Consider the following 15,946-nt stretch of genomic DNA (forward strand, 5'->3'; position numbering starts at 1 on the left):
CCTCCAATGGATATGAACGAAATCAAAGAGATCTTCTTCCAGGAATGCGAGGAGCAACTCGCCGAGCTGGAATCGGGTCTTCTGAAGCTCAATGACGGCGACCGCGATCCGGAAACGGTCAATGCCGTGTTTCGCGCGGTGCACTCGATCAAGGGTGGCGCCGGCGCCTTCGGGCTCGACGACCTCGTCTCCTTCGCCCATGTGTTTGAGACGACACTTGATTGCGTTCGTTCCAACCGGCTCGACCCCGGTCCTGAGGTTCTGAAGGTGATGTTGAAGTCGGCCGACGTTCTGGCCGACCTGACGAACGCCGCCCGTGATGGCGGTAGCGTCGACGAGGCGCGCAGCCGCCAGTTGATCAAGGAGCTCGAGGCGCTTGCCAATGGCGAAGTGCCGCAGGCATCGGCCGTTGCCGAACCGGTCGTCAAGGCCGCCCCTGCGGTCGCAGCCCCTGTTGTCAACGACGAAGGCTTCCAGCCCGTCGCGTTCTCCTTCGATGATTTCGAAGCGGACGAGCCGGCGCTGATGGAGATGCCGACCTACGAGATCGTCTTCAAGCCGAAATCCGATCTCTACGCCAAGGGCAATGACGCAACGCTGCTTCTGCGCGACCTTTCCCGCCTGGGTGACATGAGCATCCATTGCGACATGGACGCCCTTCCGACGCTCGACCGCCTGAGCCCGGAATCCGCCTACTTCTCCTGGAAGGTATCGCTGAAGACGGACAAGGGCGAGGACGCGATCCGCACCGTATTCGAATTCGCCGAGTGGGATTGCGACCTCGAGGTTTCGCTGGTCTCCGACGATGCTGCCGCTCCGAGCGAGGAGCTGCCGATGCAGCCGGTGCCGTTCGACCTCTCGATCCTCGACGACGAGCCGGCTGTTTCGGTCGGCGTGATCGAGGAAGAAGAACAGCTGGCAGCCCAGCAGGCGATCCGCGATGCGGCCGTCTCCGCTGCCGGCACCGCCAGCAACGTGCTGCAGATGGCGCAGTCCGCCACCCGCACGCCCGCTGAAAAATCGGCCGGTGCCGCCGCCAGCGCTGCGGCGCAATCTGCAGCCGCGCAACAGGCAGCAGCGTCCGCCGCGACGCCGACCATCCGAGTCGATCTCGATCGCGTCGACCGCCTGATCAACCTCGTCGGCGAGCTCGTGATCAACCAGGCAATGCTGTCGCAGAGCGTGATCGAAAACGACGCCAACGGCACCTCGTCGATCAACATGGGCCTCGAAGAGCTGCAGCAGCTCACCCGCGAGATCCAGGATTCGGTGATGGCGATCCGCGCCCAGCCGGTAAAGCCGGTGTTCCAGCGCATGTCGCGTATCGTGCGCGAAATCGCCGACATGACCGGAAAATCGGTCCGCCTCATCACCGAAGGCGAAAACACTGAAGTCGACAAGACGGTCATCGACAAGCTGGCCGAGCCGCTGACCCACATGATCCGCAACGCGGTCGATCATGGCCTCGAAACGCCCGAGAAGCGGCTGGCCGCCGGCAAGAGCGCCGAAGGCACCGTGCGCCTGACGGCAAAGCATCGGTCGGGCCGCATCGTCATCGAACTTGCCGATGACGGTGCCGGCATCAACCGCGAGAAGGTGCGCCAGAAGGCGATCGACAACGATCTGATTGCGACGGACGCCAATCTCTCGGACGAAGAGATCGACAACCTGATCTTCCACGCCGGCTTCTCAACCGCCGACAAGATCTCCGACATCTCCGGCCGCGGCGTCGGCATGGACGTCGTCAAGCGCTCGATCCAGGCGCTCGGCGGCCGCATCAACATCTCGTCGAAGCCCGGCCATGGCTCGATCTTCACCATGAGCCTGCCGCTGACGCTGGCCGTGCTTGACGGCATGGTGGTCACCGTCGCCAACCAGACGCTGGTGGTGCCGTTGACGGCGATTGTCGAAACCTTGCAGCCAGAAGCGGCCGCAATCCATTCGTTCGGCTCCAACCAGCGGCTGATTTCGATCCGCAACTCCTTCTGCCCGCTGGTCGATGTCGGTCGCATCCTCAACTTCCGCGCCAGCCAGGCAAACCCGGTCGAAGGCGTAGCGCTTCTGGTGGAATCCGAAGGTGGCGGCCAGCGTGCGCTGATGGTGGACGCCATCCAGGGCCAGCGCCAGGTCGTCATCAAGAGCCTCGAGGCCAACTATACCCACGTGCCGGGCATCGCGGCCGCGACGATCCTCGGCGACGGTCGGGTAGCGCTCATCCTCGACGTCGACACGATCGTGGCCGCCTCGCGTGGCCAGTCGCTGAAGCCTGAAATGTCTCTCGCTGCTGCCGGATGAATGTGATGACCTATGCCGCAAAAAATCTGACCACGGACGGACGGGAGCTGATCGCTTTCCGCGTCGGCGATCAGGAATTCTGCGTGAACGTGATGTCCGTGCGCGAAATCCGCGGATGGACGCCGGCGACATCGATGCCGCATGCGCCGTCCTACATGCTCGGCATCATCAATCTGCGTGGAGCGGTGCTGCCGATCGTCGATCTCTCGGCGCGCCTCGGCATGAAGCCTGCCGAACCGACGGTCCGCCATGTCATCATTGTCGCCCAGGTGAAGAACCAGGTGGTCGGCTTGCTCGTCGACGCCGTCTCCGACATTCTGACGATCACCGACGACAAGATCCAGCCGACGCCTGATGTCATCTCGTCCGAGTTCGAGAGGAGCTTCGCCCGTGGCGTGCTCGCGATCGAAGGTCGGCTGATCTGCCTGATCGAACTCGAATCTGTCTTCCCGCAGGAAGAAAGGGAAGCAGCATGAGAAACCAGGCCGTTCTAGAACAGAAGCAGTCACCCGACGAGTGTCTGGCAAGCGGCGAGTATCCGTTGACGCGCCGCGATCTCAGCGAGATCGCAGCGATGATCTACGCCGATGCCGGCATCTACCTCAACGAGACCAAGGCATCCCTGGTCTATTCCCGCCTGTCGAAGCATATCCGCAATCTCGGGCTGAAGGGGTTTCGCGAATACTGCCAGCTGGTCTCCTCGCCGGCAGGCGCTGCCGCCCGCCGCGACATGCTTTCGCATCTGACGACGAATTTCACCCGCTTCTTTCGCGAGAACCATCACTTCGAGCATCTGAAGACGGAGGTTCTGCCGGAACTGATCGCTCGCGCCAAGGCCGGCGGTCGCGTGCGCATCTGGTCTGCGGCCTGCTCGGACGGGCAGGAGCCCTATTCGATCGCGCTGACGGTGCTGTCGCTGCTGCCGAACGCGGCCGATTACGACTTCCGCATCCTCGCCACCGATATCGATCCGAAGATCCTGGCGCTGGCGCGGGCCGGCGCCTATGACGCCACCGCGCTCGAGACGGTCAATCCAGCCATGCGCAAGCAATGGTTCTACGAGGTCAATGCCGGCGGCCGCTTCAAGTGGCAGATCGATGATCGCGTCAAGCGGCTCATCACCTTCAACGAGCTGAACCTGATGGCGCAATGGCCGTTCAAGGGGCCGTTCGATGTCATCTTCTGCCGCAACGTCGTGATCTATTTCGACGAGCCGACACAGATGAAGATCTGGTCGCGCTTTGCCGGAATGCTCGGCACCAACGGACATCTTTACATCGGTCATTCCGAGCGCGTGTCGGGCGACGCCAAGTCGCAGTTCGACAACATCGGCATCACCACCTACCGCCACACCGGCAAGTTTCATGGAGGACGGGTATGACCGCACCCGCTCGCGTTCTCGTCGTCGACGACTCGGCCACCATGCGTGGCCTGATCACCGCAGTTCTCAATTCCGATCCGGGCGTGACCGTCGTCGGCCAGGCTGCCGATGCGATGGAAGCACGTCAGGCGATCAAGCAGCTCGATCCCGATGTGGTGACGCTCGACATCGAGATGCCGAACATGAACGGCCTCGAATTCCTCGACAAGATCATGCGCCTGCGGCCGATGCCCGTCATCATGGTCTCGACCCTGACCCACAAGGGTGCCGAGGCGACGATCGCAGCACTTGAGATCGGCGCGTTCGATTGTGTCGGAAAGCCCCTTCCGGGGGATCCGAATCCTTTTGCCGGTCTCGTCGACAAGGTGAAGGCGGCCGCGCGCTCGCAGCGCAAGTTCATCATCACCGGCAACAAGGCGGCAGCGCCGGCGGCGGCCAATGCCAATGGCGCCTCCGAATATCGGGCAGGGCGCAAGATCATCGCAATCGGCGCCTCCACCGGCGGCGTCGAGGCTCTGATCACGGTGTTGCAGAAGTTCCCGGCGAACTGCCCGCCGACGGTGATCACGCAGCACATGCCGCACACCTTCACCAAGAGTTTTGCCGAGCGGCTCAATCGCCTGTGCGCGCCCGCGGTGCAGGAAGCAACCGATGGCGCGCGCCTGGAAATCGGCAAGGTCTATCTGGCCCCGGGTGGCGAGCGCCACCTGCAGGTCGCCAATCCGACGGCGCCTTGCTGCCGTCTTGTCGATCGCGATCCGGTCAACGGGCACCGTCCTTCGGTTGACGTGCTGTTCGATTCGGTCGCCGAACTTGCCGGCCGCAATGCGATCGGCGTCATTCTGACTGGCATGGGCCGCGACGGCGCATCCGGTCTCCTGAAAATGCGGCATGCCGGGGCAAAGACCTTCGGACAAAACGAAAAGACATGCGTCGTCTACGGCATGCCGAGAGTTGCATATGAATTGGGTGCCGTCGAAACGCAGCTCCCCCTCGGTTCCATCGGGGAAGAGATACTGAAGACAGCGGCGCTCCGGAAGGAAGGAAGCGAATAATGTCCATCGCCGAAAAAATAAAAGTACTGATCGTTGACGATCAGGTCACGAGCCGCCTGCTTCTGGGCGATGCCTTGCAGCAGCTGGGCTTCAAGCAGATCACGGCCGCCGGTGATGGGGAGCAGGGCATGAAGATCATGGCCCAGAACCCGCATCACCTCGTCATCTCCGACTTCAACATGCCGAAGATGGACGGCCTTGGTCTGCTCCAGGCGGTGCGATCCAACCCGGCCACCAAGAAGGCGGCGTTCATCATCCTGACGGCGCAGGGCGACCGCGCGCTGGTCCAGAAGGCAGCGGCGCTCGGGGCCAACAACGTGCTCGCCAAGCCGTTCACCATCGAAAAGATGAAGGCCGCGATCGAAGCCGTATTTGGGGCATTGAAATGAACATGGAAGCCGTCGGCAAGCGGGTGCATGTCATCCAGGGCGAGTACAAGGTCTTCAACGATCCCAATGTGGTGTTGTCGACCATTCTCGGTTCCTGCGTGGCTGCCTGCATGCGCGATCCCGTGGTCGGAGTCGGCGGCATGAATCATTTCCTGCTGCCGGGGGCGGCGTCGTCGCCTGCTTCCGGCGGTGATGCGACCCGCTACGGGGTCCATCTCATGGAACTGCTGATCAACGGTCTGTTGAAGCAGGGCGCCCGCCGCGATCGGCTCGAGGCCAAGATCTTTGGCGGCGCCAAGACCATCGCACGGTTCTCGAATGTCGGCGAGCAGAATGCCGCCTTTGCCCGGCAGTTCCTGCTCGACGAAGGCATCCGCATCGTCGGCGAGAGCACGGGCGGCGAACACGGCCGGAAGCTCGAATACTGGCCGTCGTCGGGCCGCGCCCGTCAGTACGCACTGACAGGGGTGGAAACCCAGCGCACGGTCCAGCTGGAAGAGCGCCCGGTGGTGGCGCCGCGTCCGGTCGAAAGCTCCATCGAATTCTTCTGATCCTGCGGGGCTTGCTCCGCAGGCGAACCCTGCGCCTGCACCATCGCCACAGAAACCACGTGAGAACCGCCAATGCAGACTGACTACCAGGCCCACATGCCGCACGTGGAAGAATCGCTGCCCGAAGTGTTGATGCGCGTCGTCACGGAACTTCACGACGTCGCCTATCTCATCGAACGGATCGAGCCGCAGCTGCTCGGCGGTCGGGGCGCCTCGGCACTGGACACTCCCGACGAGATGATGGTGCTGCAGGGCATCGATCTGGCCGTGCAGAAGACCCGGGGCCTTGCCGAGTTCATCGATACGATCACGGCCGCGATCCCCGATACCTGCCTGGTCGACGTGACCACCGCCGTCAATCTGGTCAAGCTCGCCGACATGAAGAAGACGCTGGGCAACGGCATGCTGCGCCACGGCCATTCGCAACCGTTGACGAAGGCAGCGGGCGACTTCGAGGCGTTCTAGAGCACTTCCCAGGACGTCAGGGAATGCGTAAAAACCAAGAGATCGATCGTCTCCGCGACGCCGTTTAAGACGGAAGCCTTCCAGCCCTTGCGGCTGTACCGGCCGCCGGTACAGCCAGATTTCTCGACAGCCATATCCCCGGAATTCCCCGAGACTGCAGGCGAAAGCCAAGTTCGCGCAAGTTTCGTTTCCTACGGTCCCGATCGGGGCTGATGGATTCGCGTGTATTGGAAGTCGTTACGGGGCGCGCGAAACCCAGAAAACCAGATGTTGGAACTGCGCAGGGCGCTCGTCGGATGACCGGCTCGAATGTCCTGCGATACTGGGTGCGGAAACAGAATGAGTCTGTTGAATCAATTTTCGATGTTCACGAAGAACCTCGCCAGTCTGGGGCAAGGCAAGCTGATAGCGCTGGCCGCCGCCGGCCTTATCGCCGTCGGCCTGGTCCTGGGGGCTGGCATCTACGTCAACAGGCCATCGTTCGAGACGCTCTATGTCGGGCTCGAGCGAAGCGATGTCACCCAGATCAGCATTGCGCTTGCCGAAGCCAACATCGACTTCAATGTCGGGGCGGATGGCGGCAGCATCCAGGTTCCGGTCGGCATGACCGGCAAGTCCCGTCTGCTGCTCGCCGAGCGCGGCCTGCCGAGCAGCGCCAATGCCGGCTACGAACTCTTCGACAATGTCGGCTCGCTCGGTCTGACCTCCTTCATGCAGGAAGTCACCCGTGTTCGCGCGCTCGAGGGTGAAATCGGTCGCACCATCCAACAGATCTCCGGTATCGCCGCCGCCCGCGTCCACATCGTGATGCCCGAGCGCGGCAGCTTCCGCAAGGCAGACCAGAACCCGACCGCCTCGGTGATGATCCGCGCCAGCGCCACGGTCGGCCGCAATGCCGCCGCTTCCATCCGCCATCTCGTCGCCTCGTCCGTACCGGGGCTCGACGTCGATGACGTCACCATTCTCGATTCGACCGGTCAGCTTCTCGCTTCGGGCGACGATCCGGCCAACAGCGCCCTCAACCAGTCGCTGGGTGTCGTGCAGAACGTCCAGACAGAGCTTGAGAAGAAGATCGACAACGCGCTTGCTCCATTCCTCGGCATGGACAACTTCCGCACCAGCGTTACGGCTCGTCTGAACACCGACACGCAGCAGATCCAGGAGACGATGTTCGACCCGGAATCGCGTGTCGAGCGCTCCACCCGCGTGACCAAGGAAGAGCAGAAGTCCAGCCAGCAGCAGCCGGACAATGCCGCAACCGTACAGCAGAACATTCCTCAGGCCGCCCCGAGCGGCGGCGCCGGCCCGCAGTCGAACGATCAGGCCGAGAAGAAGGAAGAACAGACCAACTACGAGATCAACAGCAAGACGATCGCGACCGTGAAAAACAGCTACACGGTCGAGCGCCTGTCGATTGCCGTGGTCGTTAACCGTGGCCGCCTTGCTGCCATGGTCGGCGAGCCCGCCGATCAGGCGAAGATCGATGCTTATCTCCAGGAGATGCAGAAGATCGTGTCGTCAGCCGCCGGCATCGACGCGAACCGTGGCGACGTCGTGACGTTGAACGCGATGGACTTCGTCGAGACGCAATTGCTCGATCAAGCCGTTGCCGGCCCGGGCATCATGGAGACGCTGACGCGCAACCTTGGTGGCATCATCAATGCGCTTGCCTTCGTGGCCGTCGCTTTCCTGGTGGTCTGGATGGGCATGCGGCCACTCGCCCGGCAGCTCGGCCTCGGCGGAAACGCCGGCCAACTCGAAAGCGAAGCCGCTGGTCTCGAACTGCCCGACTTCTCTCCTGCGACTGCCGGGGCTGGTGGCGCCCTCATGGACGGCTTCGGTTCGGACTTCGGCTTCGACAGCGGCGACGATCTGCTCAGCATGGGCGAAGACGCCGGCAGCTTCAACCGCCGCGTCAAGGAGGGGCCGGAAAGGCGCCTCGCCCGCATGGTCGAGATCAGCGAAGAGCGTGCCGCAAAGATCCTGCGCAAATGGGCTCTCGAGAAAGCTGCCTGATCACACACAGAAATCGTCTGATAGAGCAAAATCCCGCCGTTCCGGCGGGATTTTTCGTTTCAATGGCGTTGCGGATGCGGGGGATTACCGCCATGTCCGGTGCAAATATTGTGCGAGTCTCTGCGGCTGCCGGTATCGGCCGCTGAATCCGTGACAAGAAGCGTTGCGTCGGCGCCAGAGTCATGGGTGCGATCCGCGATTGTAATACTTTAACGAGATCTTAATTTTTAGATTCCGCCGTCACCGCCCGGATGCAGCCGGTAGGCCGGTTTACTGTCGCCGCTCTGGTCAATACATAGTTTAATTGGAATATAAATTGGATTATTCGATAATAATCCGTAACGTATTCGAGTTTTATATATTGATAGACTGCGGTTGTTCGATCGAATAATTGATGCATTTCCGCAACAGGCATCACTCTAAAGTAAAATATGCCTCTATTCGAAGCTTTTCCTGAGTCTGCTGAATGGCGAGATTTGGGCTGGATTTGCGCTCAGCGAGGCACACGGCGCTGCGCAAAGTCGGTGCGGCAGCGGAGCAGGGGCAATTCGAGCAGTAAAACTCTTTTAAATATCAATGCTATGTCAAAAGATGCGCTGCGCGAGGCTCTGATCCGGTGATAACGAAGCGACATCTTGGCGAATCGTTTCATGAAAGGGGGGTGAAGTAAATAGCGAGAAGATGGCGGTGGTTTTTTTTGATGACGGATGTACATTTTTAACAATTGATTCGCGTCCTGAATTGCGACTGGTGGTGATATTCGGCTTGGGCCGGCTGTTGGCGGCGACAGTGCAAGCGCAGGTTCCAGGGCGGTGAATCCGGCACGGGGGCTGACATCATGGACATTTCGCAAGCAGACATAACTGTCTGGCCATTGCCGACAGCGTCGACACGCATACGCGGTGGCGGGCTCACGCGTGATCAGTTGTTCCGGCGGCTGCGCGAAATGGCGGGGCGCGCCAATCTGGCGAGCGGGCTTACGGCGCTGACCGAATATGTCGGAGCGAGCCATTATCTCCTGGCACGGTACGATCTCTCTCAGGACAACGGCCTCGACTTCGTCGTCTGCTCGGACTGGCCGTTCGACATCGTCAGGCGCCTTTCGGGCATCGTTACGGGGCTTCATGCCAAGACAACCGAGCTTGAAAAATGCCTCTCGGTGCTGCAGCCAATGTTCTATGCGCTGCCTGATGACATCGACCTGCCGCGCGGCATCAGCCGCGAATATTGCGCGGTCACCTTCAATGTCGGGCGGCTGCGCTTCTCGTTGATGCTGCTCGTTCCCGAGGATGTGATCCTCTCGCAGGAGAGCCTGCGCGATGTGACCCTGCTTGCCGGATACCTCGCAAGCTTCACCACCCGCGCCGAAGTGCGGCACGATCGCGACTTCGAACTCACCGACCGTGAACTGGAGTGCCTCTTCTGGATCGCCGAGGGCAAGACGAGCGAAGAGATCGCCGTCATTCTCGGGATCTCGCGCAACACGATCAACAACTACATCACCAGCGTCATGCGAAAGACGGCCACGCGAACCCGCTCGGAAGCGATTGCCTATGCCGTCCGCAACAACCTGGTCTGAGAGGCGAGGCCGATGACCCATTTTCTCGCCAATGGACGCAGTGACGACGACCAACGGCACAGCCGCAGCGGCAGGGCGGCGCGCGCGGCGACCCTGATCACGCGATTGCAGGCGATGCAGCGTCAGATCAACGCCAAGCACTTCGCCGTCCTGCGCCTCAACGGCAAGGGCATGGGCGCGGTGCGCAAGCTGGCCTGCGTGCTCGACAACTGGGGCATCTCCTCGGAAGCGAATGCGCACGATCTCATAACCGTCTACGGCGAGGAGTTGACGGCGCATCTCGATACGTCACTGCTGCCGGTGCTTTGGGACGGCTTGGGCGAACACCAGGCCGCGGAGATGTCTGAATTCGGACACTTCGCCCACCGTCTGAAAGGGCGCAAGCTGCCCTATTCCGGTATCGCTTTTCCCGTGCGGCTCGGTGCCCAGGGCAACGGATATGTCGTCTTCGCCGGCAGCTACGTCGATGCGACGACCGAACAGGTCGTCGATCTGCATGGCCGCAGCTGCACGATCATGACCGACCTTCTGGCGGCCGACGAGAAGCGCATGGTGCAGGCCGAGACGCTCAGCGACCGTGAGATCGCCTGCCTGCAAATGGCTGGTGACGGTCATATCAGCGAAGAGATCGCCGAACGGATGGGGCTCTCCGTCCACACGGTCAACGCCTATCTCGGCGCCGCGACGACCAAACTCGATTCGGTCAACCGTATCCAGGCGATCGCCAAGGCTATTCGCCTCGGCTACATCAGTTGACGGCGCAACGGTTCAGCTCGCCAGAGGCAGCTGGTACGACGTACTGAACTTCGCTTCCGCGAGGCTCTTTGCAAGAAAAGCCGTGTTCTCGTCCGGATCCGCCGACGGATTCTGGAAAGTGATGTGGCTGATCTCGATGCCGGCGGTGTCGTTGCCGAGCGAGAGGCGCACGTAAATGGTCACGCCGCGCGGTTTGAGCTCGAGATCGAGCACGATTTCCGGCTCGCTGTCCCAATCCAGGTTGTAGTTGCCGCCGAGACCGAAATTGACCGTTCCGGGCAGGAAATAGAGCTCGGCGGCCGATTCAACGAGGTCAGCGAGGCTGGCGTAGGATTCGAACCGCAGGAGAGCGATGAAGTCCGCAGCGTCGATGAGACGCAACTCGGTCGCCACTGGGCGGATCGCTTCGGCTACTATCTGTTCCCGACACTCGGAGAATTCGCACTTTTTCATCGGCGTTACGTCATCCGTTTTGGTTGCGATTGCGCATGCACCCTGTGAATGAGTTCGGCAACTGCCTTGTAAAACACGGGTGGAATCACACTATCGACCGAGACTTGTGCAAACATGGAGCGTGCAAGCGGCGGATCCTCGAAGACGGGGATGCCGTTTTTCTCCGCAATCTCGCGGATTTTCAGGGCAACGAGGTCCTGGCCGAGCGCAACGACCACCGGCGCGTCGCTTTCTTCACGGACGTAACGCAGTGCTACGGCATAGTGCGTCGGGTTGGCGATCACCAGCGTCGCCCGTGGCACGGATGAAATCATGCGTTTGCGCGCCCGGTCGCGCTGCATGGAACGCAGGCGCGACTTGACGATCGGGTCACCCTGGGCCTGCTTCATCTCCTCTTTTACTTCCTGCTTGGTCATCATCAGTTCGGTGTACCAATGATGACGCGACCAGAAGAGATCGGCGATCGCCAGCACGGCCGTCGCCAGCATGATGACGATCATCACCTGATTGAGATCGGACGTCATCGCCGAGAAGATCGTCACCGGATCGGAGAACATCAGGTCGAGCGTCGCGAAGTAGTCGTTCCAGAGAACGAGCACCACGAGGATCGACACGATGATGATCTTGAACAGCGACTTTCCGAACTCCACCAGGCCCTGGACGCCGAAGATGCGCTTCAGGCCGGCCATCGGCGAAATCCGGTTCATCTTCGGCTGGATGCGATCGAGCACCGGGCGCGGCAGGTTCTGAAAGATCGATGAGCCGACACCGAAGACGATGAGCAGCACGAAGATGGGAACGAGCAGCGCCGTCGACTTCCAGGCGAGGTGCGTCATCAATGCGACGACATCCGTGGCGTTGTTCAGCCGCCAGGCTTCCGGCTGCTCGAAGATGTCCTTGAGCGCCTCGGCGACCGTGCTGGCACCGTCGGTCAGGAAGAACACGAAGAAGATGTAGATCGCCACCGTCGAGGCAAAGGTGGTCGCCTCGCGAGAGAAGGGCACGTTGCCCTTGTCGGCGGCGTCGGAGATCTTTTTCTCCGACGGGGACTCTGTTTTGCTGTCCTTATCCTGATCGTCCGACATGCGACAGGAAGTCTCCCGACCGGTTTCCGCAAGCCAGCGCTGATCTTGCGCTGCCTGTAGTGAACCCGGAAACCAGGGCAGACAAGGGTCTCGTCGGGGCAATCATGCGGGGTCAACAGGAAATGCGCGCTGTTGATCCCGCCAACGCAGAAACGCGGGCTCTGGGCCCGCGTTATGGTTCTACGACTGGGCTTTGCGCCGGCCTTTAAGAGGTCTCCCGGCGGCCGGGAGGGATCAGGCGGCCTGCGCTTCCTTCTCCTTCAGCTCCAGCTGGCCGCTTGCGGCAAGGCGGATCGCCTCCTGGGTGATCGAGCGGCGGGCAATGGCGATATCGCGCGGGTTGATGCCGGCATCGCCCATGGCAAGATCGGATTCGATCATGCGGCGCTGGCGTGCGCCGATCGAGGCGAGCACCGATTCGCGCAGGTCCGAGGTCGAACCGCGCAGCGCCATGGTGATGATGTCGGTCGAGACATCGTTGAAGAGCTGAACGCGGCTGCGCTGCGGCATGTAGAGAACGTCGTCGAAGAGGAAGATCTTCGGGCGAACCTTCTTGGCCGACTCGGTGCTGAGAGATTCGAGCGAAGCGAGCAGCGTGTCGACCTGCGGCTTGTCGAGCTCGTTCATCACCTCGGCGATCTTGGTTGGGCCTGCGGAATTGCGCTCGGCTTCCATCTCGCCGATCATTTCCATGACGCGGTTCTCGATGATCGACGCAGCCTTGGGGCTGACGTCCTTCATGTTGACCGCACGTTTCAGGATATCCGGCCGCTGCGCTTCGGAGAGCTGCAGCAGCACCTTCGCGCCGAAGCTCGAAGGCATCATCGACAGGACATAGGCAATGGTCTGCGGATGTTCCCTGGCCAGCTGCAGCGCGACCGCAACCGGGTCGCATTCCTGCAGGCGGTCCCAGATATTGGCTTCGTAGGACTGGAAGGTGGCGCGGCGGCCGAGCAGGCCGTCGACTTCATCAGGGGTCAGGCCTTCCTCCAGAATGCTCTCGATGGCCTTGGCATTGTCCATGAGGCCGGCGCCCTCGGTGAAGAGGTCCTCGAACTCGTTGACCAGCGCTTCCAGTTCGTGAGGAGGGATGGCCCGTAGCGACTGCGCGGAGGCGATGATCGCCTGCAATTCGCTCTGGGTGAAGAACTTCAGCAGCTTTCCGGCGACGGACTTGCCCATCGCCAGGAGAACGGCCGCCGCCTTATCCGTCTGGTTGAGAGGCCTGGAAAGTGCCTGCGCCTCAAAACTCTCGAAATCCATCATGGATTCATCCCTCGCCCAATCATCGGGCTCTATGATTTCTTGCTGCCCTTGATCTCGATGAGCTTGACGCCGAACCGGGTGTCGTCGCCTTCGAGAACGGTAATTTCGCCGCGGCCGATGATGCGGCCGTTGACCATGATTTCGACCGGTTCGCCGATCCGCCGGTCCAGCGAAATCGTGGCGCCTTCGGTCAGGTTCATGAGACCCGAGACCTGCATGCGGCTGGTGCCGAGAACGATCTGGACATCGATCGGAATGTCCATGATCAGGTCGAGATTGGCGGTCATGCCGCTGCCGGGCGGCGTATCGATGGCGGGCTCACCGGCATCGAAGGCGGATGCGCCGAAATCGCCTGCGCCGAAGCTGCCGGCACCGAAATCCGTAGCGGCCGGGCTGGCCGACAGGTCGCTGCCGAAGCTGTCCGAACCGAAGTCGCCACCAAAGGCGCCAAGGCCACCGGCAGGAGCGGCGAAGTCGCCGCCGAATTCGGCGGTACCGCCGAGCGTGTCTTCGCTGCCGAACTCAGCGCCGAAGCCAGCCGGCGCGTCCGTGTCCTTCTTCAGAACACCGCGCAGATCGTCGATCGCCTGGTCGAGTTCCATGTCTCCGACAGCGACTGCGGCCTGTTCGTTGATTGGTGCTTTCTTGGGTGCCATGTGCGAACTATTCCAGTTGAAGCTTGCCTCAGGCCTACTGCCTGGCGACGGTGAGCCGAATTAACTCATGATGTGGCGAAGGATGTCCTGTTCGGAACCGTGGGTGTCCTTGACCCGCACGGTATATTTCGCACCCGATCGACCGAACTCGCAGACATAGAGATCGCGGCCGTTGGCATTCACGTCGACGCGAACGTCCTGGGCATCGTGGAAGGGAATGACGTCGCCGGCCTGGAGGCGACTGATCGTCTCGAGCGTCAGGCTTTCCAGCCGGATCCGCGCCTCGATGGTGACGGCGGAGCGGCGAACCTGCTCCTCCATCTGTTCGGTCCATTCGGACTTCTGCTTGCGGTTCTGTCCGGCGCCCTTTGGAAAGACGATCTGCGTCTTCAGGAGCACGCTTTGCGGCACGATGATCGAGAAGGTCGACAGCACAGGGCCGAAACCGATCGTCATGTCGATCGCTGCCGCATGAACGTCCTCGACCGCCGGGTCCGGTTTGCCGCGGGCCGCACTGTTGTGTGCGCGGGCAACGATCGGTTCAAAACCGCCCGATGCATTGACGGCCGTGCGCAGCACGTCGGCAATCTTTTCGAAGATCGGTTGGGCGACATCGATTTCGATGGGGGAAAGTACACGCGGCTGCGGCTCTTCGATATCGGTCGGCTCAGCGCCGAGCAGCGCCTCGACCATGGTGATAATGATCGGGCTGTCGCAGCTGATCTGAAAGTCCGGGGACCAGTTGCGCAAGGAGACGTCGCTGATCAGCACGCCGTGGCCGAGCTCGGTGATCAGATTGTTGCGAAGTCCGGTGCGGAAGCCGGCATAGCCGATGGCGATATCGAGGCCGGTTTCCGCTTTGCAGATGTCGGGGAGGAATTCGCCGAACACCTGGCCGAGATCGAGTGCCACTCGACCGATCGCGCGGTCGTCGCCGAGCGCGCCGGTCATGCGCGCCAGCAGTTTCCTGTCGAAGGGATGAACGTTTGTTGTTGTTCCTGACATCATCGGATCAAGCCGCCTTGCTTTCGCTGCCGCCGCCGGGGTTCATCATTTCCTGCTCGACGGCGTCGATCGAGGGACGCTCGTAGGCCGAGATCGTCTTGCGGCCGTATTCGAGCGCAACCTGCGGGACCGAGCCGTTCATGTAGGCAAGCAGCGTCTGCTTGACGATGATGTAGAGCCGGTTCTGCTTCTCGCGGACGGATTTGATGTTGGCGACCAGCGGAGCGACGATCGAGTAGGAAAGGAACACGCCGAGCAATGTGCCGACGAGTGCGGCGGCGATCTTGGCACCGAGAACCTCCGGCGCTTCGCTGATCGCGCCCATCGCCTTGATGACGCCGAGAACCGCCGCGACGATGCCGATCGCCGGGAAGGCGTCGCCCATGATCGTCAGGGCGTGGTAGGACTTCATCTTGTCGTGGGTGATGGTCTGGATTTCCTCATCCATCAGCGCCTCGATCTCGTGCGAGCGGGCGTTGCCGATGATGATCAGGCGGACGTAGTCGCAGATGAAGGCCGTCAGTTCCTTGTTCTTCAGGACGGTCGGCGCCGACTGGAAGATCGAGGATTCTTCGGGGTTGTCGATGTGGCTTTCGATCTCGTTGCGCGACTTCGTTCTGAGATCCCGCATCAGCGAGTAGAGAACGCCGAGCGTATCGAGATATTCCCGCTCCTTGGGAACCTTATGGCGAAACGCTTCGCCGAGAGCCTTGCCGGTATCCTTCACCACCTTCATGGAGTTGGCCATGATGAAGCCGCCGATACCGGCGCCGCCGATAATCAGCAGTTCGAAAGGCTGGTTGAGGACTTCCATGTGGCCGCCCATGGCCACGTAGCCGCCGAGAATACAGCCGAAAGTCACAAGAAGCCCGATGATGATGTTCATTTTCGATACCCGTCACGATCCCATTTTCGTCTAACGGGATAAGGTTTCTTCCTTGCGTGAGGCTGGCCGCCGAGGCCGCGGAAATCATTGCGTGGAACAGGTTCGCGC

Annotated in this window: 16 protein-coding genes; 10 read left to right on the forward strand and 6 right to left on the reverse strand. The window is 61.4% G+C overall.

The window, feature by feature from the left end; all coding sequences use genetic code 11:
- Window positions 1-6 precede the first annotated feature (6 nt).
- From BC363_RS21415 to BC363_RS21460, 10 genes are all read left to right on the forward strand, one after another.
- A complete protein-coding gene (locus tag BC363_RS21415; RefSeq protein ID WP_065784642.1) occupies window positions 7-2,295 on the forward strand; it encodes a chemotaxis protein CheA in 2,289 nt (762 codons plus the stop codon).
- A gap of 5 nt (window positions 2,296-2,300) precedes the next feature.
- Window positions 2,301-2,771, forward strand: a complete 471-nt coding sequence (locus BC363_RS21420; protein WP_065784668.1) for a chemotaxis protein CheW — start codon at window positions 2,301-2,303, stop codon at window positions 2,769-2,771.
- Window positions 2,768-3,676, forward strand: a complete 909-nt coding sequence (gene cheR / locus BC363_RS21425) for a protein-glutamate O-methyltransferase CheR (RefSeq protein ID WP_065784643.1) — start codon at window positions 2,768-2,770, stop codon at window positions 3,674-3,676. Before BC363_RS21420 ends, cheR begins: the two co-directional genes overlap by 4 nt.
- Window positions 3,673-4,731, forward strand: a complete 1,059-nt coding sequence (locus BC363_RS21430) for a chemotaxis response regulator protein-glutamate methylesterase (protein WP_065784644.1) — start codon at window positions 3,673-3,675, stop codon at window positions 4,729-4,731. Before cheR ends, BC363_RS21430 begins: the two co-directional genes overlap by 4 nt.
- Window positions 4,731-5,120, forward strand: a complete 390-nt coding sequence (locus BC363_RS21435; protein ID WP_025425902.1) for a response regulator — start codon at window positions 4,731-4,733, stop codon at window positions 5,118-5,120. Before BC363_RS21430 ends, BC363_RS21435 begins: the two co-directional genes overlap by 1 nt.
- Window positions 5,117-5,671 carry a chemoreceptor glutamine deamidase CheD gene (gene cheD / locus BC363_RS21440; RefSeq protein ID WP_065784645.1) on the forward strand — a complete coding sequence of 185 codons (555 nt, stop codon included), beginning with the start codon at window positions 5,117-5,119 and terminating at the stop codon, window positions 5,669-5,671. The genes BC363_RS21435 and cheD overlap by 4 nt, the downstream gene beginning before the upstream one ends.
- 72 nt (window positions 5,672-5,743) lie before the next feature.
- Window positions 5,744-6,136, forward strand: coding sequence for a hypothetical protein (locus tag BC363_RS21445; protein ID WP_065784646.1), 393 nt, complete (start codon window positions 5,744-5,746; stop codon window positions 6,134-6,136).
- A gap of 339 nt (window positions 6,137-6,475) precedes the next feature.
- A complete protein-coding gene (gene fliF / locus BC363_RS21450; protein WP_065784647.1) occupies window positions 6,476-8,152 on the forward strand; it encodes a flagellar basal-body MS-ring/collar protein FliF in 1,677 nt (558 codons plus the stop codon).
- Window positions 8,153-8,990: 838 nt separating this feature from the next.
- Window positions 8,991-9,731 carry a helix-turn-helix transcriptional regulator gene (locus tag BC363_RS21455; RefSeq protein WP_065784648.1) on the forward strand — a complete coding sequence of 247 codons (741 nt, stop codon included), beginning with the start codon at window positions 8,991-8,993 and terminating at the stop codon, window positions 9,729-9,731.
- A gap of 12 nt (window positions 9,732-9,743) precedes the next feature.
- Window positions 9,744-10,487: a helix-turn-helix transcriptional regulator gene (locus BC363_RS21460; RefSeq protein WP_065784649.1), complete on the forward strand. Its 744-nt coding sequence runs from the start codon at window positions 9,744-9,746 to the stop codon at window positions 10,485-10,487.
- Between the two features lie 12 nt (window positions 10,488-10,499).
- Here the strand turns inward: BC363_RS21460 and BC363_RS21465 are convergent, their stop codons facing one another.
- From BC363_RS21465 to motA, 6 genes are all read right to left on the reverse strand, one after another.
- Complete coding sequence (locus BC363_RS21465; RefSeq protein WP_065784650.1) at window positions 10,500-10,940, reverse strand: hypothetical protein; 441 nt, start codon at window positions 10,938-10,940, stop codon at window positions 10,500-10,502.
- A gap of 5 nt (window positions 10,941-10,945) precedes the next feature.
- Complete coding sequence (flhB, locus tag BC363_RS21470) at window positions 10,946-12,025, reverse strand: flagellar biosynthesis protein FlhB (RefSeq protein WP_065784651.1); 1,080 nt, start codon at window positions 12,023-12,025, stop codon at window positions 10,946-10,948.
- A gap of 234 nt (window positions 12,026-12,259) precedes the next feature.
- Window positions 12,260-13,291: a flagellar motor switch protein FliG gene (fliG, locus tag BC363_RS21475; RefSeq protein ID WP_065784652.1), complete on the reverse strand. Its 1,032-nt coding sequence runs from the start codon at window positions 13,289-13,291 to the stop codon at window positions 12,260-12,262.
- Between the two features lie 29 nt (window positions 13,292-13,320).
- Window positions 13,321-13,947 carry a flagellar motor switch protein FliN gene (gene fliN / locus BC363_RS21480; RefSeq protein ID WP_065784653.1) on the reverse strand — a complete coding sequence of 209 codons (627 nt, stop codon included), beginning with the start codon at window positions 13,945-13,947 and terminating at the stop codon, window positions 13,321-13,323.
- Between the two features lie 60 nt (window positions 13,948-14,007).
- A complete protein-coding gene (locus BC363_RS21485; protein ID WP_065784654.1) occupies window positions 14,008-14,955 on the reverse strand; it encodes a FliM/FliN family flagellar motor switch protein in 948 nt (315 codons plus the stop codon).
- Window positions 14,956-14,959: 4 nt separating this feature from the next.
- Entirely contained in the window at window positions 14,960-15,838 is an 879-nt protein-coding gene (gene motA / locus BC363_RS21490; RefSeq protein ID WP_053250472.1) for a flagellar motor stator protein MotA, read from the reverse strand.
- Between the last annotated feature and the right edge of the window lie 108 nt (window positions 15,839-15,946).

It is taken from the genome of Ensifer sp. LC384, from assembly GCF_001695865.1.
Classification (GTDB): domain Bacteria; phylum Pseudomonadota; class Alphaproteobacteria; order Rhizobiales; family Rhizobiaceae; genus Ensifer.